General features: G+C 68.1%; 20 protein-coding genes and 3 pseudogenes. 13 read left to right on the top strand and 10 right to left on the bottom strand.

What is annotated here, in order from left to right; genetic code table 11:
• Positions 1-47 precede the first annotated feature (47 nt).
• On the top strand, positions 48-1061 hold the full coding sequence (locus tag ACH4B3_RS33485) for a GlxA family transcriptional regulator (protein ID WP_398469431.1): 1014 nt from the start codon (positions 48-50) through the stop codon (positions 1059-1061).
• A 1115-nt stretch (positions 1062-2176) separates the two neighbouring features.
• Here ACH4B3_RS33485 and ACH4B3_RS33480 read toward each other — a convergent pair.
• Positions 2177-2377 (bottom strand): hypothetical protein, encoded by a 201-nt coding sequence (locus ACH4B3_RS33480; protein WP_398469423.1) that lies wholly within the window; start codon positions 2375-2377, stop codon positions 2177-2179.
• 402 nt (positions 2378-2779) lie between these two features.
• On the opposite strand from ACH4B3_RS33480, the gene ACH4B3_RS33475 reads away from it, so the two are divergent.
• The 3 genes and pseudogenes from ACH4B3_RS33475 to ACH4B3_RS33465 all read left to right on the top strand — a co-directional run bounded on the left by ACH4B3_RS33475 (position 2780) and on the right by ACH4B3_RS33465 (position 5210).
• Positions 2780-3037, top strand: coding sequence for a hypothetical protein (locus ACH4B3_RS33475; protein WP_398469421.1), 258 nt, complete (start codon positions 2780-2782; stop codon positions 3035-3037).
• 24 nt (positions 3038-3061) lie between these two features.
• A pseudogene (locus tag ACH4B3_RS33470) lies at positions 3062-3556 on the top strand (transposase); the annotation flags it as partial.
• A gap of 427 nt (positions 3557-3983) precedes the next feature.
• A complete protein-coding gene (locus tag ACH4B3_RS33465; protein WP_398469420.1) occupies positions 3984-5210 on the top strand; it encodes a GNAT family N-acetyltransferase in 1227 nt (408 codons plus the stop codon).
• A 278-nt stretch (positions 5211-5488) separates the two neighbouring features.
• Here the strand turns inward: ACH4B3_RS33465 and ACH4B3_RS33460 are convergent, their stop codons facing one another.
• From ACH4B3_RS33460 to ACH4B3_RS33445, 4 genes and pseudogenes are all read right to left on the bottom strand, one after another.
• Positions 5489-6004, bottom strand: coding sequence for a hypothetical protein (locus ACH4B3_RS33460; RefSeq protein ID WP_398469418.1), 516 nt, complete (start codon positions 6002-6004; stop codon positions 5489-5491).
• A gap of 394 nt (positions 6005-6398) precedes the next feature.
• Positions 6399-6635: a hypothetical protein gene (locus ACH4B3_RS33455; RefSeq protein ID WP_398469416.1), complete on the bottom strand. Its 237-nt coding sequence runs from the start codon at positions 6633-6635 to the stop codon at positions 6399-6401.
• A gap of 1121 nt (positions 6636-7756) precedes the next feature.
• Positions 7757-8104, bottom strand: coding sequence for a hypothetical protein (locus tag ACH4B3_RS33450; protein ID WP_398469414.1), 348 nt, complete (start codon positions 8102-8104; stop codon positions 7757-7759).
• 350 nt (positions 8105-8454) lie between these two features.
• Positions 8455-8999 (bottom strand): annotated as a pseudogene (locus ACH4B3_RS33445) (IS5 family transposase); the annotation flags it as partial.
• 862 nt (positions 9000-9861) lie between these two features.
• Between ACH4B3_RS33445 and ACH4B3_RS33440 the strand changes: the two are divergent.
• Both ACH4B3_RS33440 and ACH4B3_RS33435 read left to right on the top strand, forming a co-directional pair.
• A pseudogene (locus ACH4B3_RS33440) lies at positions 9862-10211 on the top strand (phosphotransferase); the annotation flags it as partial.
• Positions 10212-10687: 476 nt separating this feature from the next.
• Positions 10688-11476, top strand: coding sequence for a transposase (locus tag ACH4B3_RS33435; protein ID WP_398469412.1), 789 nt, complete (start codon positions 10688-10690; stop codon positions 11474-11476).
• 30 nt (positions 11477-11506) lie between these two features.
• Here the strand turns inward: ACH4B3_RS33435 and ACH4B3_RS33430 are convergent, their stop codons facing one another.
• Complete coding sequence (locus ACH4B3_RS33430; RefSeq protein ID WP_398469410.1) at positions 11507-12082, bottom strand: hypothetical protein; 576 nt, start codon at positions 12080-12082, stop codon at positions 11507-11509.
• A 122-nt stretch (positions 12083-12204) separates the two neighbouring features.
• Here ACH4B3_RS33430 and ACH4B3_RS33425 point away from each other — a divergent pair, with 122 nt between their 5' ends.
• Positions 12205-13869, top strand: a complete 1665-nt coding sequence (locus ACH4B3_RS33425) for a DUF3732 domain-containing protein (RefSeq protein ID WP_398469408.1) — start codon at positions 12205-12207, stop codon at positions 13867-13869.
• A gap of 39 nt (positions 13870-13908) precedes the next feature.
• Here ACH4B3_RS33425 and ACH4B3_RS33420 read toward each other — a convergent pair whose 3' ends face one another.
• Together ACH4B3_RS33420 and ACH4B3_RS33415 are read right to left on the bottom strand one after the other, a co-directional pair.
• Positions 13909-14325: a hypothetical protein gene (locus tag ACH4B3_RS33420; RefSeq protein ID WP_398469406.1), complete on the bottom strand. Its 417-nt coding sequence runs from the start codon at positions 14323-14325 to the stop codon at positions 13909-13911.
• Positions 14325-15551: a hypothetical protein gene (locus ACH4B3_RS33415; RefSeq protein ID WP_398469404.1), complete on the bottom strand. Its 1227-nt coding sequence runs from the start codon at positions 15549-15551 to the stop codon at positions 14325-14327. The genes ACH4B3_RS33420 and ACH4B3_RS33415 overlap by 1 nt, the downstream gene beginning before the upstream one ends.
• 426 nt (positions 15552-15977) lie before the next feature.
• Here ACH4B3_RS33415 and ACH4B3_RS33410 point away from each other — a divergent pair, with 426 nt between their 5' ends.
• Complete coding sequence (locus ACH4B3_RS33410) at positions 15978-16625, top strand: hypothetical protein (RefSeq protein WP_398469402.1); 648 nt, start codon at positions 15978-15980, stop codon at positions 16623-16625.
• Positions 16626-16955: 330 nt separating this feature from the next.
• Here the strand turns inward: ACH4B3_RS33410 and ACH4B3_RS33405 are convergent, their stop codons facing one another.
• Positions 16956-18311, bottom strand: a complete 1356-nt coding sequence (locus ACH4B3_RS33405; protein WP_398469400.1) for a hypothetical protein — start codon at positions 18309-18311, stop codon at positions 16956-16958.
• Between the two features lie 682 nt (positions 18312-18993).
• On the opposite strand from ACH4B3_RS33405, the gene ACH4B3_RS33400 reads away from it, so the two are divergent.
• From ACH4B3_RS33400 to ACH4B3_RS33380, 5 genes are all read left to right on the top strand, one after another.
• A complete protein-coding gene (locus tag ACH4B3_RS33400) occupies positions 18994-19383 on the top strand; it encodes a hypothetical protein (RefSeq protein WP_398469398.1) in 390 nt (129 codons plus the stop codon).
• Between the two features lie 161 nt (positions 19384-19544).
• A complete protein-coding gene (locus tag ACH4B3_RS33395) occupies positions 19545-19817 on the top strand; it encodes a hypothetical protein (RefSeq protein WP_398469396.1) in 273 nt (90 codons plus the stop codon).
• Positions 19802-20296 (top strand): acetate--CoA ligase family protein, encoded by a 495-nt coding sequence (locus ACH4B3_RS33390; RefSeq protein ID WP_398469394.1) that lies wholly within the window; start codon positions 19802-19804, stop codon positions 20294-20296. The genes ACH4B3_RS33395 and ACH4B3_RS33390 overlap by 16 nt, the downstream gene beginning before the upstream one ends.
• A 155-nt stretch (positions 20297-20451) precedes the next feature.
• On the top strand, positions 20452-21129 hold the full coding sequence (locus tag ACH4B3_RS33385; RefSeq protein WP_398469392.1) for a helix-turn-helix domain-containing protein: 678 nt from the start codon (positions 20452-20454) through the stop codon (positions 21127-21129).
• A 63-nt stretch (positions 21130-21192) separates the two neighbouring features.
• A complete protein-coding gene (locus ACH4B3_RS33380) occupies positions 21193-22191 on the top strand; it encodes a 2-hydroxyacid dehydrogenase (RefSeq protein ID WP_398469429.1) in 999 nt (332 codons plus the stop codon).
• 64 nt (positions 22192-22255) lie between these two features.
• Here the strand turns inward: ACH4B3_RS33380 and ACH4B3_RS33375 are convergent, their stop codons facing one another.
• Positions 22256-24649: a glycoside hydrolase family 65 protein gene (locus tag ACH4B3_RS33375; RefSeq protein WP_398469390.1), complete on the bottom strand. Its 2394-nt coding sequence runs from the start codon at positions 24647-24649 to the stop codon at positions 22256-22258.
• Positions 24650-24665 lie beyond the last annotated feature (16 nt).

Here is a 24665-nt window from a genome sequence, read left to right as displayed (position 1 = left end):
CGACCGGGCTTATTGCCCTTCGGCAACACAGGCTCCAGCACGACCCATTGCTCGTCCGTCAGATCTCCACGCGCCACGAACCAAGATCATCCCACGGTCAAGATCCACTTCCGATACACGCCCTAGAGGTCTTCACCACGGCCAACCGCTATGGTGCCCGGTACGACGTACGGGTCGTCTCCCCCACCGGTCTCGACGCGCTTACCTCCTGTGGGCTGCGGATCGGGGTGAACGCCCCCGTCGAGCAGCTCCCCCGACACGTCGACACGCTGCTGGTGCCCGGCCGCAGGGACTGGAGGAACGCTACCGCTGATGACGCCCTGGTCTCACTCATCGACGGCCTCGCCACCCGGGCTCGGCGGGTGACCTCGGTTTGCGCGGGTGCGTTTCTCCTGGCTCAGACCGGATTGCTCGACGGACGGCGCACCACGACGCACTGGGAGCTGGCACCACAGCTCGCCGCCGCGTACCCGGAGGTACGCGTGGAGCCAGACCCGGTGTTCGTACGCGACGGTCACGTCGTCACCTCCGCCGGCGTCACCGCAGGCATCGACTTGGCCCTCGCCCTGGTCGAAGAGGACCACGGAGCGGATATCCCGAGGGAGGTGGCCCGCCAGCTCGTCGTCTTCATGGCCCGTCCGGGCGGCCAGTCGCAGTTCAGCATCCGCATGACCCCGCAATCGCCCCGACACCCGCTCGTACGCCGCGCGATGGACGTGATCGCCACGGACCCGGCACTCCCGCACGGCCTCGGGGAGCTCGCCTCGAGGCTCGGCGTCAGCACCCGCCACCTGGCACGTCTCTTCCGCCAGGAGACCGGTACGACGCTCGGGCGGTACGCCGACGCCGTTCGTGTGGAGGCGGCCCGGGTTCTGTTGTCCTCCGGCACCGCCTCAGTCGAAGAAGTTGCGCAGGAGGCCGGATTCGGCTCGTCGGAGACCATGCGTCGCGTGTTCCAACAGACCTTCGGCGTCTCCCCCACGGTTTACCGGGCTCGCTTCCGCACCACATCCGCTCCGGCAACCGCACCGGTCGCGCTGCCTCTGCCGAGCCCATGCTGACCCGGACAGAAGCGTCCATGACGAGATCGTCGGCCATGCCCTCCTCGACCATCCCATCGAGATCTACGGCGTGATGCTGCGGCGCCCAAACGAAGACGGCACAGGTGCTGCTGGGGCTGGAAGAGCAACTCGACGCCCTGCGGCACGTCGGCCCCAGCGTCGCCCGCCCGCGACCGCTTACGGGGACCGCTGACAGCCCGCACCTGGTTGTCAGCGGTCCCCGTCAGCAGCGGAGCGCCGCGGAATGGGAAAGAAAACACCCAACGCAAGCGCTGGGGCGGGCATACTGCGACGTGCCCGCCGCGGCGGCGAGAGCCGGCCGCGTCTCATGAGTCACAGAGGCTGCCGGAACACAATCTCCTCGGTGAGCTGACCGTCCGCCTGCTGGTTGGCATGCTTAACGGGTGGACTATGACTTCAGTGGCCTGGGAGCGCGGCACTTCGAGCAGTTGACCCAGGCTGTGGCCAGGAGGGTGTTGGGCCAGGATCTGCAGGTCATGGGGGACGGTCCCGACGGCGGTAGGGCGGCGTCCTGGTACGGTGTCGCGCGCCTCCCTGAGCCCTCCCGTGACGCACCATGGGAGGGCGCTGCGTGCTGCAGGCCAAGTACCGACAGCGCAGTGAAGGAACCCGCCGTGACACGGAGTGGCCGGCCCCGGGGATGACTTCCATCTGACCGTGTTCGAACTGGAGGCGCTCGCCAGGCAGACCGTCGGCCTTGAACCGGCGCCCGCAGGCATTCCCTCCGGCACCGGCTCGCAGCGAGGAGATCGGCTCCTCCCCTGGCAGGCCGGCGAGGACGGCTGGATCTCAGTGCCGGGGGGCCCGACGGGGCCTTCCGTGTCGACGGCGATGGCGATTGCGATCCAGGCGGCCATCGCCCGGACCGTGGCCATGGTCAGCCAGCGCCATCGGTACCACGCCGGTTCGTCGCACGCCGATTGCCTACATCGAGGGCGGAACGCGCATCCAACGTCTGAACGCAGAAGCGGAGCGGGCCCGGGCCCGGGAGCAGTGGAACGAGGACCACTCCGCTTGGCACAACCGCTGACCGACGTCGGGCGCCTGGGCGGATCAGCCGAGCGGCGAGAGCCGACGGGCCCCTTGCCATGCGGTCACCGCACGTCGTCGTTCGCGTCCTCCAGGGCGGGGGGCTCCTGCCAGATCAAAGTGTCCAGTGGCCGCGGCAGGTTCTGGGCCGCGCCGGGCACGGCCCTCGTCACCGCGGACGCCTCGTCGCTGAAGAGGGCGCCAAGGGTGCCCGACGTCCGGCCGGCCCCTGATGCTGCCGGGCTTGAGGTCTTCGTGGTGGTCATCTCGTCCCCCTGATTCGTCCCCGGGCCGGGCCCGGCTGAAGGCCGGCACCCAGGCCGGCTGCGCAAGCGTAACCACAATCCGAACCAGGAGATTTCCTCGGGTGTCCCCGGTTCGGGCCTTCCTCGCTCCCGACCGGCCGCCCGCCGCTCCTTGCATGCTCGCCGGTGCGCACGTCCGGCGCCGCTGGGACCACTGCGTTTCTCTGGGTCGGTTCTGCTGGAGAGCGTTAATGGTCACGCCGTCGGCGCAGCATGCGGAGGGCGTCTTTCCGCCGGCGTTGCGGGCGCGCCGGGGTAGCGGAGGGCAGACGCTGCGCGGGCGGAGGGATCGTGGGCGGGGCTGCAGCAGGCGGAGGCGGGAGCTCGGGGACGGGGTGCAAGGACGATGCGGGGGGTGCCTCTATGTGCTTCGTGAAGGCCGAGCTGGTCATGCTGTGGCTGGCGGCGGGCTCCTCGATGGTGGCGTTGATGCGGTTGGAGAAGTTGGTGAGGCCGATCATCAGGATGATCGCGGAGAGCTGCTCCTCGTCGAAGTGGTCCGTGGCCCCGTTCCACACCTCGTCGGGGACGGCCCTGCCCGAGCGGTCGGCGATCCGAGGGGGCTGCCTCGGTCAGAGCCAGCGCCGCGCGCTCCTCCTCGGTGAAGAACGGCGCCGTTGAGGCAGCCGTCGACGCCGGCAGTCCTTCCTCCGTCGCTTCGACATCGAGCACACGTTTCGCCTGGTCAAACAGACCCCCGGCTGGGCCAGGCCCCGGCTTCGCAGCTCGGAAGCGGCCGACCGGTGGACTGGCTGGTGATCGCCGCCTATGCCCAGCTCCGGCTCGCCCGCCCGCTGGCCACCGACTTCCGACACCCCCGGGAGAGACCGGCTCCGCCGAGCATGCCTACACCGCGGCCGCGTCCGCAGAGGGTTCAACAACCTCTACACAAAGACCGGCTCGCCGACCGGTGCACCGAAAGCCTCTCGTCCCGGCCCCGGCCGACCGCTCGGCTCGAAGAACCGCTATCCGGCTATCCGCCATGACGTGGGAAGCGTCCTCGCCACCGGCGAGGCATACAGCCGACCCACCCACCACAAGGTCGGCACCAAACCCCGCAGAACAGGATGGCGAGTGACACAGAGCACCAGCACACTGAGTGCATGCGCTATGAGGAGAGAGCCAAGCTCACGGTCGTGAAAGCCCTGATCCCGCTGGCCATCCTTGTCGCCTCGCCAGTACTGCTGACAGCGGGAGCACCGATCCGCCGCCGCTACCTCCGCTACGTCTACCGCGATGGGGCCCCGCAGACCCTGGACAAGAAGCGAGGTTGGGTCAGCACCCACTACTTCGTGGTCACAGACCCACTCCTGCAGTGGCTCTGCCGGCCCACAGAATCGCTCGCCCGTCTCATCGAGCGCCAAGGTCGAACGGCAAGCCCCGCACGGGGAGCGCCTCCGCCGGCCCCGTCCACCGCGACTCATCCCCGGGGCCGGGCTGGAGCCGGGCGGTGCTCTGACCGGCCGGGAACCCGGCCGTAATCCGTTTGACCCGGGCCGAGTCAACGCTGCACTGTGGCGGGGCACCGTGATCACGGTGCCGGTATTCCGAGGAGGTAGCGGCAACAATGGAGGTCCGGCCTACAACCGACAAGGATCTCGGGGTCTTCATCGACACACTCCATGCCGCATTCGGGCTCTTCCCGGAAACCTCGGCCGAGAGCGCCGGACTGTGGTGGTCGGCACTCGAATTGGACCGCAGCCTGCTCGCCATGACGGCGGACGGGCGGCCCGTCGGCACTGCTGGTGCGTACTCCTTCGAACTGACCCTGCCCGGTGAGATCCTTGCCCCGGTCTCCGGGGTGAGCTTCGTCGGTGTCCTGCCCTCGCACCGGCGCCAGGGCGTGCTCCGCGCGATGATGCGGCATCAGCTTGCCGAGCTGCGGGCCCGAGGGGAATTCCTCTCCGTACTGCTGGCTTCCGAGTTCCCGATCTACGGCAGGTTCGGCTACGGACCGGCGACCTACGCGCAGCGACTGACGGTGCCGCGCGACCGCGCCGCCTTCGCGCTGCCCCGGTCGCGTGGAACGACAGGCGCCCCAGCGGCCGGATCGGACGCGGGCCCGGTCGAGTTGCTGCGGCGTGCTGAGTGCGGCGAGATCCTGGAAGGGGTCTACGACCGGTACCGCCGCACGCAGCCCGGCGCGTTGTCACGGCCGCACCGCTGGTGGGCCTTGGGCGCGGGGCGGCCCCCGGTCTCTGCAACGCCGCGGTACGTCGCCGTCCACCGGGACTCCGACGGCGTCCCGGACGGGTACGCCAGCTACTCGGTCGAGTCCGGCACCCTGACGGTCGACGAGACCATCACCACCGATGACGCCGTCTTCACGGCCCTGGCCCGGTTCGTGCTCGGACACGATCTGGTCACTCAGGTCGTGTTCAAGAACCTTCCCCTCGAGCACCCGCTGCGCTGGCAGCTTGCGGACTTCCGGGCCGGCCAGGTGAGTGACGATGACTGGCTCTGGGTGCGGCTGCTGGACATCCCGCGTGCGCTGACCGCGCGCGGTTGGTTCACCGACGGCGAGCTCGTCCTCGACGTCGACGATCCGTTCCTCGGCGAGCACGGCCGCTACCTGCTGACCGTCCGGGACGGCAAGGCCGACTGCGTCCCGACGGACCGGGAGCCCGACCTGTCCCTGGACGTGAGCGATTTGGGATCGGTCTACCTCGGTGGCACCGCCCCCAGCACGCTCGTACGTGCCGGGCATATCCGAGCCCACCGCCCGGGTGCGGTCACCCTCGCTGACGCCCTCTTCCGCGCTGAGCGCCCGCCGCACTGCCTGCACTGGTTCTGACCGCGCGCTCGCCGGCCCTGCACAAGTCTCGTCAGGCACCCCTGACCCGTCATCGTCGACTCGTCCACGGGCGAGCAGTCCGGGAACGGTTCGCAGACCTGGCTACGCTGGCGCGCCATGCCGGTGACCCTTTGTGGTCAAAGCACCAGAAGCTCATCCGCTCGCCGAGGTTCAGCTCAGGGAGGCCGGCGACTCGGAAGCTGCAGCCCCTCCATGGCGCCGGGCGGTGGGACCCGCACGGTGCGTCTCGAGCATCTCACCGAAGGCTGAGCGCTGCCCTACCGGGTGCGGGCCGCAGTGGCTGCCACGGTGGTCTGGATCTGTGAGCTGAGCCGGGCCGCGTCCTCGGTGTAGCCGGTCAGCAGCAGCCGCCCGCCTTCCCGGAGCCGGATGACCAGGTGGACGTCCCAGCCCATGAGCCGGCCCAGGGCGTGGCCCTGCCCACGCTCGACCACACCGCGGATCGCTGTCCAGGGCAGCACCCGGGTCTCCCCGGTCCGCCGGTAGACCAGTCCGCCCTCACGCAGCACAAAGACCTCGCCGTGCCGCCGCAAGGTCCGCAGGCCGCTGGAGACGCCGCCATAGAGCCCTATGAGTGCGCCGCCCCACAGCAGCCCGGCAAATGGTGCGCCATCACCGTCCTCGGAGAAGACGGCGATGGTCACCGGGACTGCGACGGCCGCAAAGACCAGGCCGACCAGCAGCGCGCTGATCGCGACGCGCCCGCGGCGCGCGTTGTCCGTCGGATGGTTACGGATGAAGGCGCCCAGCGCACGCTCAGCCTCCGTGGCCATAGATCCCTCCACCGGGGTCTCTTCCGCAGTGCCGTCAGTCTGCGGCACGGCCACACGGGTGGACAAGGGGGCGACGCGAGCGGGCAAGCGGCGGCATCCGGGTGCGCCGACCACCTTGATCTTGCTCATGTATCGGTCGATGGATAAGCAAGATCAAGAACGGGGACAAGAGATCGCGACCCGCCCGGATCGTGTCCCGACGCAGAAGGGGAGGCCGCCCGCAAGCGCCCGGACCAGGTGGCCGCGACCATCCCGGCCTCCACGATCAGGTACTCGGTCCGGCGCCGGTAGCCGCACGCCCCGCACAGCCCCGCAGCCTGCGGCCGGCCGTAGTAGCCGCACCATGCTGGCCCGGGGATCCCGGGCAGGTAAGAATGGCCTGACCAGGGCGGGTTCAGCTGTGCCTGGTCTCCTGGGCGTCGCCGCGGGCCGGCACCTCTGTGGTGCTCTCGGCCACCGGCTCAGCAGCGGCGGCGGCACGGCGCTTGCTCCACTTGTCATAGGCCACGATGACGCCGCCGGTGAGGGCGCCGCCGATGACAAAGCCCTGGCCGCGGTAGAAGTACCGCAGCGCGACGGGACCGCCGCGCTTGGCTGCTTCCTTGGCCAGTTCCGCATAGGCCCACGCCATGGTGCTACCTCAGTTCGTGTCGCCCACTCAGAGACGGATCGATGATCGCAGACGGGCGCGCCGCGGGTGGAGCGTTCGCGGATGCTCGTCCGGGCGCGCGCCGCTCCTCCGCCGAGGACCCGGCCCCACGCCCGCTCTTCGATCCCCAAACCCCCTCACACAGTGCAAAGACCAAGCAAGCGGGACGAGGAGCGGCCCCGACCGTTTGAGCTACCCCCGCGCCCGCGGGGGTAGCTCCGGCAGCCGAACGACCTCCGGCCCCTGCTCGCCGTCGTCTCCGCGCCCGCGGGAGTAGCTCGCTGCGCTCGATGGTGCGCGCCTGCGCGTCCTGGGCAATGTACTCGCGCTCCATGCCGGACATGGCCGCAAGCACGGTGAACACATTGCCGGAGGGTCGTGCGAGCCCTTCAGCTCTCCGATGAGGAACTCCAGGCCGACGTCGCTCGCCTTCAGCTCCTCGGCGAGGATGCCGAGTTCGATGCCGCGACCGGGCCGCTTGTGCTCGTGAACGACGAGGGTGACGGCGACACCGTAGGAGCGGATCTCCCCAGCGAGCTTCACGGCGGCCTCCAGCTCGGGCCGCTTCGTGGCAACCGGTGGTCTCCGAGAAGACGCGTGTCACCCCGGTCTCGGCGAGTGAGTCGAACTCCGCGTCGAGGGACTGCCGGGCGGTCGAGGCTCGGGCATAGCCGAGGCGGACGTGCCTGACAGGTTCGGCACCGGCGGGTACGGGCCGGGGCAGCTCGGTCCACGCCGAGCCCGGCTTGCGGACGGCGGGGGTCGGCACGCTCAGGGCCTTGGCGAGTTGGGGCACCAGGCGGAAGCGGGCGGTGTGGTACGGGATCGCCACCCTGCCCTTGCCGGTCCGACACGGGGACCCTGCGGTGGCGGCGCAGGTGGACATGGGGCAGTCGTGCGATTCCACGCGCAACCCGCCCCTGCGGATCGAATGCGGTTGGCAAACTGTCAAGATGCCAGCCCCTCGGGGGATCTCAGCCGTGGGAATCACGCAGCGCTACGGCGCCACCTGGCCGCAGCTATACGAGAACAGGACCGTCAAGCGTGACGCTGGACATCGTGACGGAAGCGATGCGTCGAGACCTGTGGCCAACGTGACCCGCTCAGCCGGTTTCGGGTGTCTCTTGGGGGCGGGTGAAGTAGATCTTGTGCCAGTACTCGGCCGAGCGGACCAGGTCCTCCATGACGTGGAAGAGGAACTGGCTCGTGTTCTCGAGTCGAGCGCCGGCGGGGGTGGTGGCGCCGAGTTTCTGGGCTCCGGTCGTGCAAGCTTCGGCGATCTCGGTTTGGTTGCGCGCGCTGGCCATGACGGATTGGAACACCACGTCGTCTTCGACGGCGTAGCGTTCGGCGCGACTGTGGGGGTCGCGTTCACGTTTGATGAGTGCCTGGTTTTCCAGGTAGCCGATGGCCTTGGAGATGGATGCGGGGCTGACGTGCAGGCTTCGCACGAGTTCCTTCGTTGGAGTGCGAGCTCTTGTGCCAGCCGTCCTGCGGGAGAGTCTGCGTCACATCGAGTCCCTGGGGTGAGGAAGCAGTAGAGGCCAAGCAGCCTACCGGGGCTGCGACCAGCAGATCACGACACGGCCTCCGGCGATCGGCGAGTGCCCCCGCACGGGGAACGACACACCGGCCGGGATGGTCGCCGGGGTCCCCCGGATGTACGCGTCCCGCCGGCGCACTGCCGCATGGCGGCGAAGCGGGTCCCGGGGTACCCGGTGTGATCAGCCTTCTCCCGTGGGGACGGCTGTCCGGCCCGGCCGGGCGATCCGGAAACGCCGGGCGGCACTTAGACCGTGTCCTACGTGGCGAGGCGGAGGAGTCTCTTGTAACAGCACAGGGCGGCGGCGAGTCCGAGAAAGGCCAGGTAGTTGCGGGGATCGCGTTCGTAGCGAGGACTGAGCCGGTGGTAGCCGGACAGCCACGACATGGTGCGCTCGATGGCCCAGCGGCGGCGCCCTAATCGTTCACCGGACTCGATGCCCTTGCGGGCGATGCGCACGCCGATCCGCTTCCCGCGGAGCCATCTGCGCAGATCAGCGCGGTCATAGGCCTTGTCCGCATGTAGACGCTGGGGTTTGAAGTAGCGCCCGCGGTGGGGGTCGTGTCTCGTTTGGTGACCCTCCACCATGGGCTTCAGCCCTTCACTGTCGTGGGTGTTGCCGGCTGAGACGCCGACGAGGAGGGGCAGGCCGTTTGCGTCCGACAAGACGTGCATCTTGGAACCCGGCTTGCCTCGGTCCACGGGGCTCGGGCCTGTGTGTTCGCCCCCTTTTTGGCCCGGACGTGGGCGGTGTCCGGAAACAAGATCGACGAGGAGAGCCTTCCGCGCCGTCCCGTGCGGGAAGGCCGCCGGGCGGATGAACGGCGTCGTCGTTCGGGTGGTGCTGCCTCACCCGTTGCACCGCAGGGCCCGGGCGGTAGGTTCGGCCCGCTGCCTCGCGGTCTGGACCGGCGCATGCCCCACCTGTCACCGCGACGTACCAGCGGGTCTGTCGCCCGTGGGCCGGGCAAGCTGGTGGGGCCGGGCGTCGACCGCCCGGCCCGCAGACGGATCAGCTGCCTACTGGACGATCTCCACCGTGACGGTGGCTTTTGCCGGGTGCGTGAGTAGCATCGCCCGCGTAGGTGACGACGTACTTGGCACAGCTCATGTAGTCGGGCGGCAGGAACGGGGTAGATTCACCGGGCCGGTAGACGAAGGTGTTCCAGTCCCCGGCCACAACACCTGCGGCCACGATGCCGTCGGTAGCGATGGATACGGCGTTGGGGTAGGCCCCCGTGTCGTATGAGCAGCGTGCTCGGCGAATATGCGTTCAGGTTCGGGGCCGATTGACCGCCTCCGTCGACACCGTGATCGACCGAGCCCACCAGCATGCCGTCGGCGCCCGCGAAAGGGGCCGCAGTCAGGGACGATGGGAAGATCCGGGCCACTCGCGGCGCGTCAGGCCCTCGATTGGTCCCGGGGAGGGATGACCACCAAGTTCACCTCGCCATCGACAGGCGGGGTTTGCCACTGTCGATCGTACTCACCCTGGGCGATGTCGACGACGCTACGTGTTCGCTCCGGTCCTGGACGGGATCAGCGTCCCACCTGCCACCGCAGGTCGCCCGCGCTGGTCACTTGCTCACTTCTCTGTGTCTCGGTCAGTGTCTTCCAAACGGTCGGCTTCGGCCCGGGGCCAGCGGCCTTCTTCAGCCACATGCGCTCGTGGTCGGTGCCCGGGCCGGCCGTGACCTGGTGTTCCGGAGCTTCGTCGAACCGTTCCATGTGGGGCGCGCCGAGGACTGGCTGAACCGGGAGGCTGGCGCCCTGTCCGTGCTCGCGGGGACCGGCGTGCCTGCTCCTGGGCTGGTCGCGGTTGATCCGACCGCCGCGCATTTCGGGTATTCATCGCTCTTGATGTCGCATCTGGCGGGTCGGACGGTCCTCGACGATGAGGGGGTGGAGACGCGCGTTCCTCTGCTGGCCCGTCAACTGGTCGCGATCCACGACTGCGACCCGCTGAGCGGCCCCGGGAGTCGACCGCCGACACCGTCGTGACTCCGAAGGGCGCTGGTGGTGGTCACTGCTGGTGGGTTCCTTTCAGTGGTGGAGGCAGGGCCGGCGCCGGGATGTGGACAGAGCAGGCCGGGGCCTTGCGGGGGTGCGCAGCTGCGTGGAGGCAGCGGGCTGCGCAGGCGCGGCGCGGGGGGCCGGGGGCATGTGCGGCGCGAGCGCACACAGGGGTGGTCCGGCTGTGGGAAGCGCGGCGCGGGGCGCGGCCATGGGGCCGGGCAGGCGGCGCGGTGTCGAGTGTGCCTGGGGCTGGTGATAGCGGCGCAACCACTCCCCTGGGTCGGTGTGCCTGATGCCGGCGCGGGACGGCGGCATGCCTGGGGTGCTCAACTGCCGGCCAGGGCCGCCACTTCAGGTTGCTGACGCCCCCGGACCAGCCCCGCCAGCTGGGGCCGGATGCCTGACGTCGACCCGGCGGTGTCTTCCAGACTATGGGTTGTCCCGTAAGTGATCTTGCCGTGGGATGATCTCGGCCGTGGCTGGTGTGATCACGGCGTCTGAGCCGTCCTGGATAGCCCCGTTCGCCGGACTGAGCCCGCGTGCCTTCTGCAAGTTGGTGAGGCAGCTGCGCCGCGAGGGCGGCGACTCGTCGGGCCGTGGTCGGCCGTGGAAGCTGTCGCTGGAGGACCGGGTGCTACTGGTGACCGCGTACTGGCACACCAACTTGACCCTGCGCCAGCTCGCGCCGCTCTTCGGAGTGTCGAAGTCCACCGCCGATCGCGTCATCGACCACCTCGGCCCCAGTCTCGCGCTGGCCCCGCGCAGGCGCTTGGCCAAGGACGCGGTGCTGATCGTGGACGGGACGCTGGTACCCACCCGCGACCACAAGGTCGCTGAGCAGTCGAAGAACTATCGCTACTCGACGAACCACCAGGTGGTCATCGACGCCGACACCCGCCTGGTCGTGGTGGTCGGCCGGCCTCTGCCGGGGAACCGCAACGACTGCCGGGCATGGGCCGAGTCCGGTGCCAAGCAGGCAGTCGGCAACACTACGACGATCGCGGACGGCGGCTACCTGGGCACCGGGCTGATCATGCCGCACCGCCGGCGCAAGGGCGAGGATCTACCCGACTGGAAGCAGGCCCACAGCAAGAGCCACAAACGGGTTCGCGCCCGCGTGGAACACGCCTTCGCCCGTATGAAGACCTGGAAGATCCTGCGCGACTGCCGCCTGAGGGGCGACGGTGCGCGCCACGCGATGCACGGAGTTGCCCGCCAACGCATCAGCGGCCTGTTCGCCATGCTCCGAGCATCCCCGGGTTGAGCGAGGGAGGACGCACGAACTCCGGCTCCCTCAGAGTTTGCCTTCCATGAGAACCGTGCGATGCCCTCCAAGCGCGCGAGAGAGACCTTCGAGGAACCCGGGGCTGAAGTCGGGCCAGTCCCAGAACTCGAAACCGAGATACCCGAAGGCGAAGTAGTCATCCGACCAGGCCCACGCAGTCAGGTCGCCAGGGCGTCGACAACGCGGGCAAGCGACTGCCGCGCTGCCTGTGTCGCTCCAGGCGCTGATGGCCTCACCGAAGGGTTCCCACGCACCCTCGATTTCCTCCAGCCGGTCGGTGTAGAAATCCGCCCGCCCGGCACAATGGGGGCACACCGCGAACCTGGGTTCGCCCTGACCGCAGTTGAATACGGTGCGGCTGGTCTCGATCCTGAGTCCGTCGCTGGGCTCCCAGTCCTCCTGCCCGACCGCCTTGGCCCAGGAGGGACCGGGCGGATGCCCCGACGGCGCCCCGAGAACACAGTCGGTGAGTTCGGCCCGAACTATCCCCTCCCTGACCAGCCAGTCGAGTCCGTTGTCTGCCAGGGTGTGGGCGTCCGCATGCGTGGCGTCGAGGTCGACGACGGTCTGAAAATAGTTCCCCATGAGGCAACAGTAGAAGCAGCCACCGATGGCACGTCACTGAGCCCATTCATTGGATCCGGCTGCGCGAGGACACTGCCGCTGGCGGCCGGGGTGATGCTGGGTGGGGTGCGCAGGTCTCCGATGTGGGTGGGGTCGTCGGGGAAGACGGCGGTGTGGGGGTTGCCCATGTCGAGAACTTCTCCACCCCTCTCGACATCGCCAAGGATGTCCTGTCGGAGTTCGCCGGTATCGACCGGACGGTACGGATCCCGGCCGTGCGCAGTGCTACCCCAATCCCGCCGTCGATGCGCCATGCGCTCTTCTCCTGTCTGCAGAAGCAGAACGAGGTCGCCAACCCGGACCTGCTGTTCCACTCACAGGGTGAGGAGTTCTTGCCCGCAACGATCCGGGCGATGATTCCGTACTTCCTGGGTGCCGTTGATCCTGAACAGGCGTTGCTGGAAAACCGGCTCCGTCTGCTGCGTCAGGAACTCGCCCAGATGGAGGCGGTGGTGGCCGCTGCCCGCAGCCTGTCACCAGCCTCCGGGCAGGCGCTGGCGCTGGTCACTGAAGCCGTCGAGGCAGGCCTGCTACAACCGCCTCGAGGGGAGATGACAGCAGAGAGGGCATTGGAGCATCTCCGCCAAGCCATCAGCGAGAGCGCCCCTACGCAGACGCCTGATGCCGGAGATGATCCAGTCACCGCTCTCGTCGAGCAACGCCGAGGGTTGCGTGAACGGCATGGACGGGCTCGTGCACGCATCGCCAACCTTAAGCGTGCTGCTCAGGAGAACAATGAATTCCTTGATCAGGCGGCGGAACAGCATGCCCGTCTGGCCACTCTCAACCTCTTCGCGCCAGCCAACACGGCGGACCAGCGATCGCGTTGCCCGGTGTGCGACAGTCACCAGCAGCAGTTGAGCCAGGTCGCGGAGGTCATCAACCGCGACCTCGGCCGCCTCGATGCCGACATGACTGTCATCGGCAGCGACACCCCCGAAATCAACGCCCTCATCGCAGCGGAGGAAGACACTCTCCAGGAGATCCGCAGTGCTCTTGGCCGTAATCAGGAGCAGCTCGATACGCTGACCGCTGGCCAGCGTGCTGCGCAAGGTCAGGCGGACGCCTCGCGACGTGCCGTGCTTGTCCAAGGCCGCATCAGCCTCTTCTTGGAGACAGCCGGGCGCCATGTCCAAGGACCTCAAGTCGTGGACCGGCGCGAAGAAATCGGAGTGAAGATCGCAGAGCTCGAGGAGACGATCGGAGCCGGAGCACGAGATGACCGGCTGAACAGCTTCGTCTCCCGGATCAATACGAAGATCAAGGATAAGGCCGTCGCCTTGGACCTGGAGCACAAAGAGTCACCCATCCGCCTCGATCCAAGGGGGTTGACCGTGGTCGCGGATACCGCCCGCGGTCCGGTCCGCCTGGCCGACATGGGCGGCGGCGAGAACTGGCTCGGCTACCACGTCGCCACCCTCCTGAGCATGCACGAGTGGTTTTCCGAGCAGCGCAATCCCGTGCCTCGCTTCCTAGTCCTAGACCAGCCATCCCAGGTCTACTTCCCCGAAGACGCCACAGACGGCACCGCCTTGGTCGGACCCGACAGGACCGCCCTGCTCAACCTCTACAAGACCATCCAGAGCACGGTCGAAGTCCTTGACGGCGACTTCCAGGTGATCGTGATGGAGCACGCAGACCTGGACGACGAACCCTTCCGTAGTTCGGTCGAGGCACGTTGGAGGCGCAGCAACGGCCAGGCTCTCGTGCCCCAGGATTGGATCACCGAAGAAATCAATGATGACTGACAGCTCCACGTCTGCGTCTCGGCTTCGGCGTCAGCAGATCTACTCCAGCCAGGGGCCCGAAGCAGGCAGTGCGTCGATCCGGCGTTGCCCCTGGGCGGTGGTCTTCTTCTTGAGTTCGAGGTTCTCGTAGTAGAGGTTCGCGGTGACCGTGGCGAGCGCGTCGACCTTGCCCCGCAGCTCGGTCGCCCTGGCGGTGGCCTCGCGGAGTCGTTTGCGCAGTTCGGCGATGGTTTCGTCGCGCTGGACCTCTCCCGGCGTACGGAGCACAGGCCGGGCGACCTTGGCATCCCACTCGGCCAGGATCTCCTCGGCCCGGTGGACGGTGGCGTGGCTGACCTTCGCCTCGCGCGCCAGGTTCTCCTTGGTCAGCGCGCCGTCGGTGTGCAGCGGCTCACCGGCCAGCAGACGGGCCATGGCCTCGCGGAGTTTCGTCTCCGTGGCGGCAGACACCGGCATCAGGCGTTCTCCTTCATCTTGTCGAACTGAGCGGTTGCCGAGCGGACCTCGGCGAGGCGGGCCAGGGCCTGCTCGCGCCGCGGCTTGGACAGCTTCTTCTTCAGTAGCTCCAAGAGGTCGGCCTCCTCCATCCGCCAGATCGGCTCATGGGCGAGTGTGAGTACCGAGTTGCGGCACCGGGACGGTTGGCAAGCCCCCAGCAGCGGTGCCTGGCCGCGCTGATCGCGTGGGAGCTGGTTCTGGCACTCGGCCGTGGGGGCGTTCCACAGGCAGTGGTTGACCGTGCCGAGGTGGAGGTCGGCGAACTCGTCCCGCAGCAGGGTGATCTCCAGGCGTTCGTCGGCGACCTGGGCGCGAAGTGTCCCGGCCTGGTCCAGGATGTCGTTGACCTTGTCGAGTCCGGCGTGGAATTGCGCCGCGCCGGGGCCGACCGCGATGGTCTGGCCGGCTCGGCGGGCCTGGAGCAGGGAGACCAGCTTCTTGGCGGCGGCGACCTGCAGTTGGTTGTCGAACTCCTTGACCCACTTCGCGTCGGGCTTGCCGCAGGCGAGCGTGGTGCGGTTCGCCATCGCCCGCCGGGCGGCGTGCTTGAGTTGCAGCCCGAGCGCGATCTCGCCGTCGGGTTCCTGGGCCGCGATGATCGACATGGTGTGACGGAACATGTGGGGCCGCACCAGCGCTTCGGGGATCTCTTCGAGGCCGGTGTGCTCGCGGTTGGCGTTGACGGTGGCGATGAAGTCGTCGATGTCCCTCGCGGCGTCGAAGCCCCCCTCGTGTCCCTCGGCTTGTGCAATGACCGCGGTGAAGACCCTCGTGTCGTGCCGTGTGAGCTGTTCAGCGACCGCGATGGCTCGCGCGACCGGCTCGATGATCCACCAGTAGCCGCGGGGCCGGGAGTCGTCCCCTTTCACCTTCCGGGAGGCGAGCGCGGGGGCGCCGTAGTACTGGGTGAGCGCCCCGCGCTCGATCTCGTGAATCTCGCTGTCGCGCATGGCGGTCAGCGCCGCGACGAAGACATAGCAGGCTGCCCGCAGCATGCGGAGGTTGAGGCCGTGCTCCGTCACAACGGTGCGCTTCGGGTCACGGGCCGCCTCGCGGACCCACCGGCGGCGTTCCACGGCCCTGGCCTTGCTGCCGTGTCCGAAGACGTTGCTGGGCTGGCCGTAGACGAGGCGGGTCAGTTCGGTCCAGTTCGGTTCTCCGGCCCACGCGACTTGGTCGTGCACCGGATGGACGGGAATCAAGTTGTCTGGGTTGTCCAGCCGTTCGCGCAGGACTCGGTCGCGGTGGGCGAGCCGTTCCCCGGCGGGCGGGGCGAAGGACGGTTCCCGTACCGGGCCGATGTGGCTGCGTCCGGTCTCCGCGAGCCAGTCGAGGACGCGCTGACGCCGCTTGAGACCGTGACGTCTCTCGGCGGCGAACAGCGACGCCCCCGCCCCGCTGGCGGTGTCTGGGAGCAGTTCGTCACGAGGGCCATCATGTCCCGAGCTGCCTTGCCGGCGTCACCTGGGGGCACCGGAGGCTTTGCGGGACAACCCTTAGTGAGCGGGAGTGGCTACTACCCGAATGACCCGCACGAAGGGCGAGCAGTGCAGTTTGAGGCGATGCTTTGATGAGGCTGACTACAAGTGAGCGCCGTTAGGAGTGTGTCGATGCCTGACGTGAGTGACGAGCAACGGCAGCGCGTCAAGCAAGAAGCCACACGAGCTGCCTTGTTGGACAACAACGCCGCGGCAGCCCTGGTCGTAGCCGGCGGTATTGCGTCCTTCGTCTCACCAGCGCATGGCATCGTGCTGGGCATCGGCTCGGGTCTTTTCTGGCTATGCGCAAATTACCGCCAGTCGATCGCGAATGATCCTCCGCGCGATGACTTCTATGAAGTCTGGATCACAACTGCCAGCATGGATGAGAGCAGCCTGCCCGGTGACGAACCCCTCGAGCGGAGCATTTACCGGTTCCACGCCCAGCATCTGCTGGTCTGTGACGGACTGTATGCACTCCTGCGGTCCCTGGAGCGCTACGACGGCGCCAATTCGGCAGGAGCAACAGAGGCCGTCGCCGCACAGGTTGACGCGATTCAGTGGAACGCGGCATCCGTCGCTGACCACCAAGATGCCCTGGTCGCTCTCGCACCGGAGGTGAACCAGGCTTGGGTATCACTGCGGGCCGAACACGGTCTCGACTGGAGCACTGCATCTCTGGGAGAGCTTCAGCAGTTCTACCGCGATACCGTCGGCGAGCTACCCCCCCCCCAGCGCTGCACTCGCGGTCCTGGGCGCCAGCATCCTCGGGGCCGCTAGCGACCTACTGGATCCCTTCAGCTCGGGATTGGCCCATCCGGTCCTGGACGCGGCGGAGACGCCGGCTGAGCCATCGGACTTGATCGGCGAAAACTACGTCCGCTGCCTGAACGAGCTGTCCTCAACATTGCGCAACCTGGTCACTGGCATCTGAAAGGAGGGGCCAGACGCTCGCCGTGGGCCCCCTGAAGCCTTTGGCGATCAGCTAGGACTTTTCCGGTGCCGCCCTACAGCCGAGCGATCGAAGCCAATCGAGAGCTCCAGCTCCACTTCACGCAAGGGCGGCCACCCGATGCTGGAACATGCGAGCGACTCCACTGCACGGGTTATTTATGCACTTTCCATCCTGTAAACCTTTATTTTCACTGTGGTTCCTACGGGCACCTTTGCCCCGGCCGGAGGATCCGTTGAGAAGATGGCGTCATGGAAATCAATGGAACGCGTAGGAGCCCACTCGACGACGTCAATGGTCAAACCAATTTCTGTAGCGCTTGGAATCCTTTCCTGCGGCCAGACAATGTGAGGCTCGGCCCCATTCTGGGCCACGCGGAGATATCCCCACTGAGGTATCACTACTGTGGGGCGTGCCCCCGTCTGCTTCGGCATGTTGGCGGGCAAGTAAGTCAGTCGGAAGTCGGGGACCTTTCGGACATCCCGCATGTACGTTTCGGGATCGCGAGCCTCCTTGAGATTTTCAATGGCGTAGGAGGCGGCATCCTCGATGACAAGCAGATCACTCACCAGTGCAGCTTGCAGGGCGGGCAAGTCCGGCCCTGCGGGTGGCGCTGCTATCTCGAATTCATCAGCGTGCCGACCGTCGAGAATGTAGTCCACAAGGTTGAGCATGTCCATGCCGTTAGATCGGAGTCTGGCACACCGAATAAGCACTCTGCGTTGCTTCTCGATGTCGACAGCATTTGGCGGGGTAGGGCCCAAGGCGATCACATAGGGCGCAAGCGTGACTGCGTACGGTTTCGGCTCACTCCGAACGCTTGTGGACCACTCATCCATCGTCCCGTACATCTGATTTGTTATCTCGACCGGATCACGACTCCTCGGATAGGAGGTGATGTTACCGCCATCGTAAGTGATAAATGCCTCGGCCCGCCCCTCAGCGTTCTTCATGGCTTCCGAGATATGCGTCTTGGCTTCGGCCGTCATCACTCCGTATGAGCCCTCCAGCGCGCCACTCAGATCAGTCTTAGCCTGCAAACTCTTCGTGTCGATCCGAACAACTCCGAAGAAGCGCCCGCCTGTATTGATGCCGCGCACGAAGTATTCGCCGAACTGCTCATCAAGCGGCTTTCCGTTCCTGACTCGATTCGCCGCCTCTTCCGACAAGCTCGGTGAGTCCATCTGCTGAAAAGCGAAACGCCGCTCGGCAGAAACGAGCACGGTGAGTGAACTCGATTGGATTTTACATTTTTTCGCGAACTCGAATGACGCGGATCCACTGAACAATCCGATTCCAGCCGACACATCGGCCCCTACCCGGAGTTCGGTTTCAAGTTCCTGCGTCGTTTCAATGCGACGGAAGACGAACGAGCCGGTTCCGCCCGTTCCAATCTGCGGTGGCGTGACCTCGCCTACTGCACCCAGAGCCATGGGGCTGCCGGTCGCCATTGCGACACCAACCCCAATGTCGTATCCGTTGCGTATCGGTACCTCTTCTTGTTGCAAAACCACGATGCCCTCACCGTCCTCGCTCCAGTGGTGAGCGGATTGCCGCTAGTTGGCACCACGCTGCCTGACTTGCTCCGCCGGCCTTCTGTAAGACGCTCGGACGAGTCCTTCAATCTGAGCCTAGTACTCCATCCATGCATCGTCATTCTGTTGGACAGCAGGTGCCACAACAGTGGGTGGAGACAGATCGCGGGCCGGACGACTGACGGGAAAGACCTCAGTGCCTGGGCCGGGACTTCAGGCCCGGTAGGCGGCCGGTGCACGAGCGCAGCCAACGCGAAGCGACCTCCACAGCCAAGTGGACGACCGGTAGCACGTTCCGGGATGGAGCCAAATCACCGTCGGGCCAGGGACCCGGCCCGACGAGTACCGGTCAAAACACTCCGGCGGCCTGACGTTCGACAGGCGGGCGCGTCCGGCTTTATCCACGCTTCCGCTGGTCCGCTGTACTGTGCCTGCGCGGCCTGGTCACTGACCGGCCCGCGGTGGCGGAGCCGAGAGGGGCCTGGTGGGCGGCCCTGTGCGGGCCACCGCGCCGCCCTCGCGCCAGAACCAGTCGGCCCAGGGACCCGCGCCGGTTGCCGATCCACCGGAGAGCACATGAGGAGAACAGCCTGTCCGAGGACCAGGGCCGCGCGCGTCCGGTGTACACCCTCCTCACCGACGATACGGCTCGTCGGCCCCGATGCTGGACACCGCTGCCCTGCTGCGCTCCCAACCGCTTCCTCATGGCCCCGCCGTCGCCGTCGTCAGCAACACGGGCGGCGCGGCGGTTCTGGCCGCCGACGCCTGCGCGGACGCCGGGCTCGGCGTCCCACGGCTGCCGCCGGAACTGGCCGCAGAGCTGAGCGCCGTTCTGCCACCGGGCGCCGCCGCCGACAACCCTGTCGTCGCCACGGCCGCGGTGGCCAGTGACGCGCTGGCAGCGTGCGTGGACCGGTTGACGGAGCACGATGCCGTGGACACGGTACTGGTGGTGCTGGTGCCGACAGCGCTCGTCGAGGCCACCGGGGACGATCCGATGCGGGGCCTCACCCATGCCTCCATGCCTCCGGCGCCGGGCCCCGGACGGTGATCGCCGTGGCGCCGGCTCAGAGTTCCTCGGTCACATTGCTGCTCACGGCCTCCGGCCACACGGTGCCCTCGTACGCCGACCCGTAGTCCGCGGCGCGCGCCCTGGCACACGCCGTGGGACGGGGCCGCTGGCTCGCTCGGCCCGCCGGGTCGGTCCCCGCGGTGCCGGGCGCCGACACCGCCGCTGCCAAGGCTCTGGTTGATGCCTTCCTCACCGCGCAGCCGGAAGGCGGCTGGCCGGACCCGGTCCGCGGCGCGGAGCTGCTGACGTGCTACCGGATCCCGCAGTTGCCCGGCGTGTGGGCGCGGACGGAGGACCAGGCGGTTGCTGCGGCTACGCGGTTCACCGGCGCGACGGACGACCGTGTCGCGCTCAAGGGCTACTGGCCAGGTCTGGTGCACAGAACGATCGGGGCGCCGTGCTGCTCGACCTGAGTGGCGAGCGGCGGGTACGGGAGGCGTATCGCGACCTGGCGAACCGCTTCCCCGGTCTGATGACCGGCGTCCTCGTCCAGCCCATGGCGCGACGCGGCACCGAACTGTTCGCCGGAGTCGTGCAGGACGCCGTGTTCGGACCGCTGGTTCTCTTCGGTCTCGGCGGCACGGCGGCTGAGGGGCTCGCCGACCACGCGGCGCGCCTGGCGCCGCTGACCGATCACGATATCCATGATCTGATCACCGCGCCCCGCTGCGCCGCGCTGCTGTTCGGCTACCGCGGCAGCGACCCGGCCGACGTCCGAGGGCTGGAGCAGCTGCCGGCACGGCTCTCCCCCATGGCGTGTGATCTGCCGCAGCTCACTGACGCCGATCTCAATCCCGTGGTGGCCCGCCCGGACGGCGTTACCGTGCTCGATGCCCGAATCCGGCTGACTGCTCGCCGGCGGCACGACCCGTACCTACGGCGATTGCGCTGATCCGCGGGCGCGGCAGCGCCATGGGTACGTCGGGGGTGTGGTGATCACCGTGTCAGTAAAGGGTCAGCGCGGTGGTCGAGAGTGTGGTGCGTATTCCCCCGTGGCACCTTCACAACGGGTCGTGGACGACGCCGGTCGGGAGCATCATGGAGAACATGGCGGAAGAGGAGCGCCCCGCCGGCCCCGCACCGGCGCCGGGAGATCTCGGCCGACGTCTTGTCGCTGCGCGGGAGCGACGTGGGCTGACGCGCGAGGAAGCCGCCCAGCGGGCGGGAATGGCCGCAAGCTACCTCCGTTACCTGGAAGAACAGCATGACGGCGCCAGCCCTTCGGCCCTTGTCAGGCTGGCACACGTGCTCGGTACCACCTACGCCGACCTTCTCGGTGCGGGTGCGGACACGCCGCCCGGGCGCGGCAGGGCGCTGGCCCGCCCGGAGCTCAGGGACCTCTCTTCGCAGGAATGCCGTGCGCTGCTGTCCACCCACGGGGTGGGCCGGGTGGCGGTGGTGCTGTCCGGACGCCCTGCCGTCGTTCCGGTCAACTACGAAGTGGTCCAGGAGGCGGTCTGCTTCCGCACGGCGCCCGATTCGGCGCCGGCGGCTGCCGCCCGCGGCACCGAGGTCGCCTTCGAGGTGGACCATATCGATGACGCCACGAGCCGAGGATGGAGCGTGTTGGCGACCGGCCCTGCGCGGATGGTCACGGACCCCGCGGAGGCGGAGATGCTGGACAGCCGGGCTCACACGGAGCCATGGCCGGGTGGCCCGCGCCGACAGTGGGTCCGGATCGACGTCACCCGCCTGACGGGTCGCCGCATCGTTCCGGCGGAGTGACAGCCGACCCGCATCTTTCCGTCCCCGACTCATCAGGCGATGTGCATGAAAGGCGGTGCCCAGGTGGAGATCATCGCGTTCGGAGTGCTCGCCGACGAGCGGCCCCTGCTGGAGGCGGCGTGCGCACCCCGGCACGGTGTGCGCTGCGTGGAGGTGTTCCTCAACCGGTACACCGCGCCGACGGCCGGCGGCTATGAGGTCGTCAGCAGCAGCGTGAACGACGTGCTCGACGCCCCGGTGCTGGAGACGCTTCGGGCCGGAGGCACCCGGATGATCGCGCAGCGAGCCACCGGCTACAACAACATCGACCTCGCTCGGGCGCGCGAGCTGGGTATGACCGTGGCGCGGGTTGCGTTCTACTCCCCGTACGCGGTGGCGGAGTTCGCGTGGGCGCTTGCGCTCGCCGTCAACCGGAAGACGGTTCGTGCGGTAGGACGTACGCGGGAGTTCGACTTCCGGTTGAACGGGCTGATGGGGCGGGATTTCCATGGACGCACCGTCGGGGTCCTGGGCACGGGGAAGATCGGGACGGCGTTCTCCCGCATCGCGCACGGCTTCGGGATGCGGCTGCTCGGCTGGGACGTGGTGGAGAATGCCGACTGCCATGCTCTGGGCATGGCGTACGTGGACAAGAAACAGCTCTTCGCCGAGGCCGACCTGATCAGCCTGCATGTGCCGCTGGTCCCCGAGACGTATCACCTGGTCGACCGGGGGGTGCTGGCCTCGATGAAGCCCGAGGCCATTGTCGTCAACACCGGCCGGGGCGGGCTCATCGACACCTCGGCTCTGGTCGCGGCCCTGAAGTCGGGGAAGCTCGGCGGGGTGGGTCTGGACGTCTACGAGGAGGAGGCGGGCGTCTTCTTCTTCGACCACTCCCTGGAAGTGATGACCGACGATGTGCTCGCACGCCTGATGACTTTCCGCAATGTGCTGATCACCTCCCACCAGGCGTACTACACCCGCGACGCGGTGGGCCAGATCGTCACCGGCACGGTCCGCAACGTGGAGGACTATGGGGCCGGGCGGACTTCGGAGAACACGCTCGTCCCTCCTGGTGGGTGAACGAGGCCGCTCGCCACGGCGGTCGCGGTCGCTGTGGCGCGGGGGCCGCTTCACGGGCAGGGTCTCACGGCAGGTCCAGGGGGCAGACCTCGCCGGGGGCGACGGTCACGGCCCGGTCGGGTAGTACCACGCGCAGCGGCGATTCCGCGGAGGCGGGGACGCCGATGCTCAGTTCCTTCCCTCGGAGCCGTACCTGGATGCCCCAGTGGCCGAGGAAGCGCAGGGAGAACCCGTATTCGGAGAGTTGCGGCAGCGGGGCCGGGTCCAGGTGCAGGGCGCCGTCCCGGGTTTCCAGACCGGTCAGTCCGCGCTGCACCAGGTCCAGGGTGCCCGCCATGGCTCCCAAGTGGATGCCTTCGCCTGTCGTGCCGCCCTGGATGTCGGCCACATCGCTCTCCAGCGCCTCGTGCACGTGGTCCCAGGCCCCCTCGCGGCGGGCGCGTGCCAGTACCCAGCCGTGGACCAGCCCGCTGAGCGTCGAGCCGTGGCTGGTGCGGCGCAGGTAGTAGTCGACCGTGGCTCGCCATGTGTCGTCGTCCAGGCCGTAGCCCAGGCGGTGGAAGAGGCCGGCGAGTTCGGCGGGCGGGAAGAGGTAGCCGAGCATGAGCACGTCGGCCTGCTTGGACGCACGGTAGCGGTTGACGGTGTCGCCTTCCGCTTCCAGGATGCGGTCCAGCCGCCGGATGTCGCCGTACCGCCGCCGGTAGTGAGCCCAGTCCAGCTCCAGAAGGTGCTCGTAGTCGGCGAACTGGCTGACGACGCCTTGGTGGAAGGGTACGTACAGTCGCCGGGACACGTCCTCCCAGTGCTGGGGGGCGTCCCGTTCCAGGCCGGTCCGCTCGGCCAGGTCCCGGGCTCGCCACCGCGGGAGGGTGCGCAGCAACTCCGCCGCGCGGGCCAGCACCCAGGCTGCCGTGACGTTGGTGTAGGCGTTGTCATCGAGACCCGGCCGTGTGGCGTCCGGGTAGCCCTCGTGATACTCGTCCGGCCCAACCACCCCTTTGATGCGGTAGCGGTCGAGGTCGGTGTCGAAGACGGCCATCCCGCTCCAGAACCGGGCGATCTGGGTGAGCATCTCCGCGCCCTTGGTGTGGCGGAACTCCGTGTCGCCGGTCGCCTCGCAGTAGTGCCAGACGTTGTACGCGACGGCGGAGCCCACGTGGTGCTGGAGGCGTGAGTGGTCCGGCAGCCAGCGGCCGGACCGTGGGTTGAGGTGCATCTCCTGGGTCTCCTCACGCCCGTCGCTGCCGCTCTGCCAGGGGTACATGGCCCCTTCCCGGCCGGCCTCGGACGCATCGCGGCAGGCCCGTGGCAGCCTGCGGTACCGGTAGTCCAGCAGCGCTCGTGAGACGTCGGGGAAGTGCAGGTTGAGATACGGCAGGACGAACAGTTCGTCCCAGAAGACGTGGCCGCGGTAGGCCTCTCCGTGCAGGCCCCGGGCGGGTACGCCGACGTCCAGGTCCGCGGTGTGCGGCGAGAGGGTCTGCAGGACGTGGAAGAGGTGGAGCCGCAGGATCCGGCCCGCCTCGCCCGGCACCGAGACCTCGGCCTGGCGCCACAGCCGGGCCCAGGCGGCAGCGTGGGAGTCCAGCAGCCCGGCGAAGTCCCCGGCGGTGGTCACCCGTTCCAGCGCGGCTTGCAGCGGGTCGCCGATGGCACGGTCGCGGGTTGTGTGCAGAGCCACCGTCTTCTCCACCACCGCCGGCCGCCCGGGGTGGGCCCGGAGCACCAGATGATCGGCCACACGGTGCCGGGTCGAGTGGGGTTCAGCGGTCGACACGAGGGTTCGCCCGGGGGCCGTGGTGCGGACGGCCATGGCCACCCCGGTGTCGGATTCGCTGGTACGGCAGTACAGCCACAGGGCACCGGCATCGGTGCCCGTGCGCCGATGCGCGAGGTGACTGCGGTTCAGCGAGCGGTAGCGGTGCACGTTGCCGTTGATCACCTCACCGTCCAGCGCGGACTGCACTTCCACCGCCCCTGACCACTCGACCGGTGAGATGACCGTGCGCAGCGCCGCCAGATGGGGGTCCGCCATGTGCACCAGGCGGCACTGCTCCACGTCGACCTGCCCGGCCACCCGGTCCCGGTAGCTGAAGCTGCGGGACAGTGTGCCCCGGTACAGATCGAGGATCTGACGGTAGTGCAGCAGCTCCGCGGTGTCCGGGGTGAACCAGGGGCCGGGTGGCCCCTCCGCGGAGCAGGTGCGGAAGCGAAGCGGGAGCCAGTTCGGGAGGTTGACCATGTCCTCGTTGACCACCTGCCCGCCGGCGAGGGTCGAGGTGAGGCGGTTGTAGCATCCGGCCACGTAGGTCGCCGGGTAATGGATCAGTCCGGCCCTGCTCTCGGGTACGGCGCCGCGCGTGGCGAAGTAGCCGTTGGCCAGCGTGCACAGCGACTCCCGCAGCCGTTCCGCGGCGGGGTCGTAGCCGTCATACTGCCACGTCCAGTCGGGCATGCGGCTCCCCTCGCCG

This window comes from Streptomyces sp. NPDC018031 (genome assembly GCF_044327625.1).
In the GTDB taxonomy this organism is placed as follows: Bacteria; Actinomycetota; Actinomycetes; order Streptomycetales; family Streptomycetaceae; genus Streptomyces.
The sequence above is the reverse complement of the archived record's forward strand: the minus strand, read 5'-3'. Positions and strand labels throughout refer to the sequence as shown.

Coding starts and splice junctions, on each gene's coding strand:
- ACH4B3_RS33480 (WP_398469423.1), bottom strand. CDS start 2,377: ATGACCACCACGAAGACCTCAAGCCCGGCAGCATCAGGGGCCGGCCGG.
- ACH4B3_RS33475 (WP_398469421.1), top strand. CDS start 2,780: ATGTGCTTCGTGAAGGCCGAGCTGGTCATGCTGTGGCTGGCGGCGGGC.
- ACH4B3_RS33465 (WP_398469420.1), top strand. CDS start 3,984: ATGGAGGTCCGGCCTACAACCGACAAGGATCTCGGGGTCTTCATCGAC.
- ACH4B3_RS33460 (WP_398469418.1), bottom strand. CDS start 6,004: ATGGCCACGGAGGCTGAGCGTGCGCTGGGCGCCTTCATCCGTAACCAT.
- ACH4B3_RS33455 (WP_398469416.1), bottom strand. CDS start 6,635: ATGGCGTGGGCCTATGCGGAACTGGCCAAGGAAGCAGCCAAGCGCGGC.
- ACH4B3_RS33430 (WP_398469410.1), bottom strand. CDS start 12,082: ATGGGGAACTATTTTCAGACCGTCGTCGACCTCGACGCCACGCATGCG.
- ACH4B3_RS33420 (WP_398469406.1), bottom strand. CDS start 14,325: ATGCCGGTGTCTGCCGCCACGGAGACGAAACTCCGCGAGGCCATGGCC.
- ACH4B3_RS33410 (WP_398469402.1), top strand. CDS start 15,978: ATGCCTGACGTGAGTGACGAGCAACGGCAGCGCGTCAAGCAAGAAGCC.
- ACH4B3_RS33400 (WP_398469398.1), top strand. CDS start 18,994: ATGCTGGACACCGCTGCCCTGCTGCGCTCCCAACCGCTTCCTCATGGC.
- ACH4B3_RS33385 (WP_398469392.1), top strand. CDS start 20,452: ATGGCGGAAGAGGAGCGCCCCGCCGGCCCCGCACCGGCGCCGGGAGAT.
- ACH4B3_RS33375 (WP_398469390.1), bottom strand. CDS start 24,649: ATGCCCGACTGGACGTGGCAGTATGACGGCTACGACCCCGCCGCGGAA.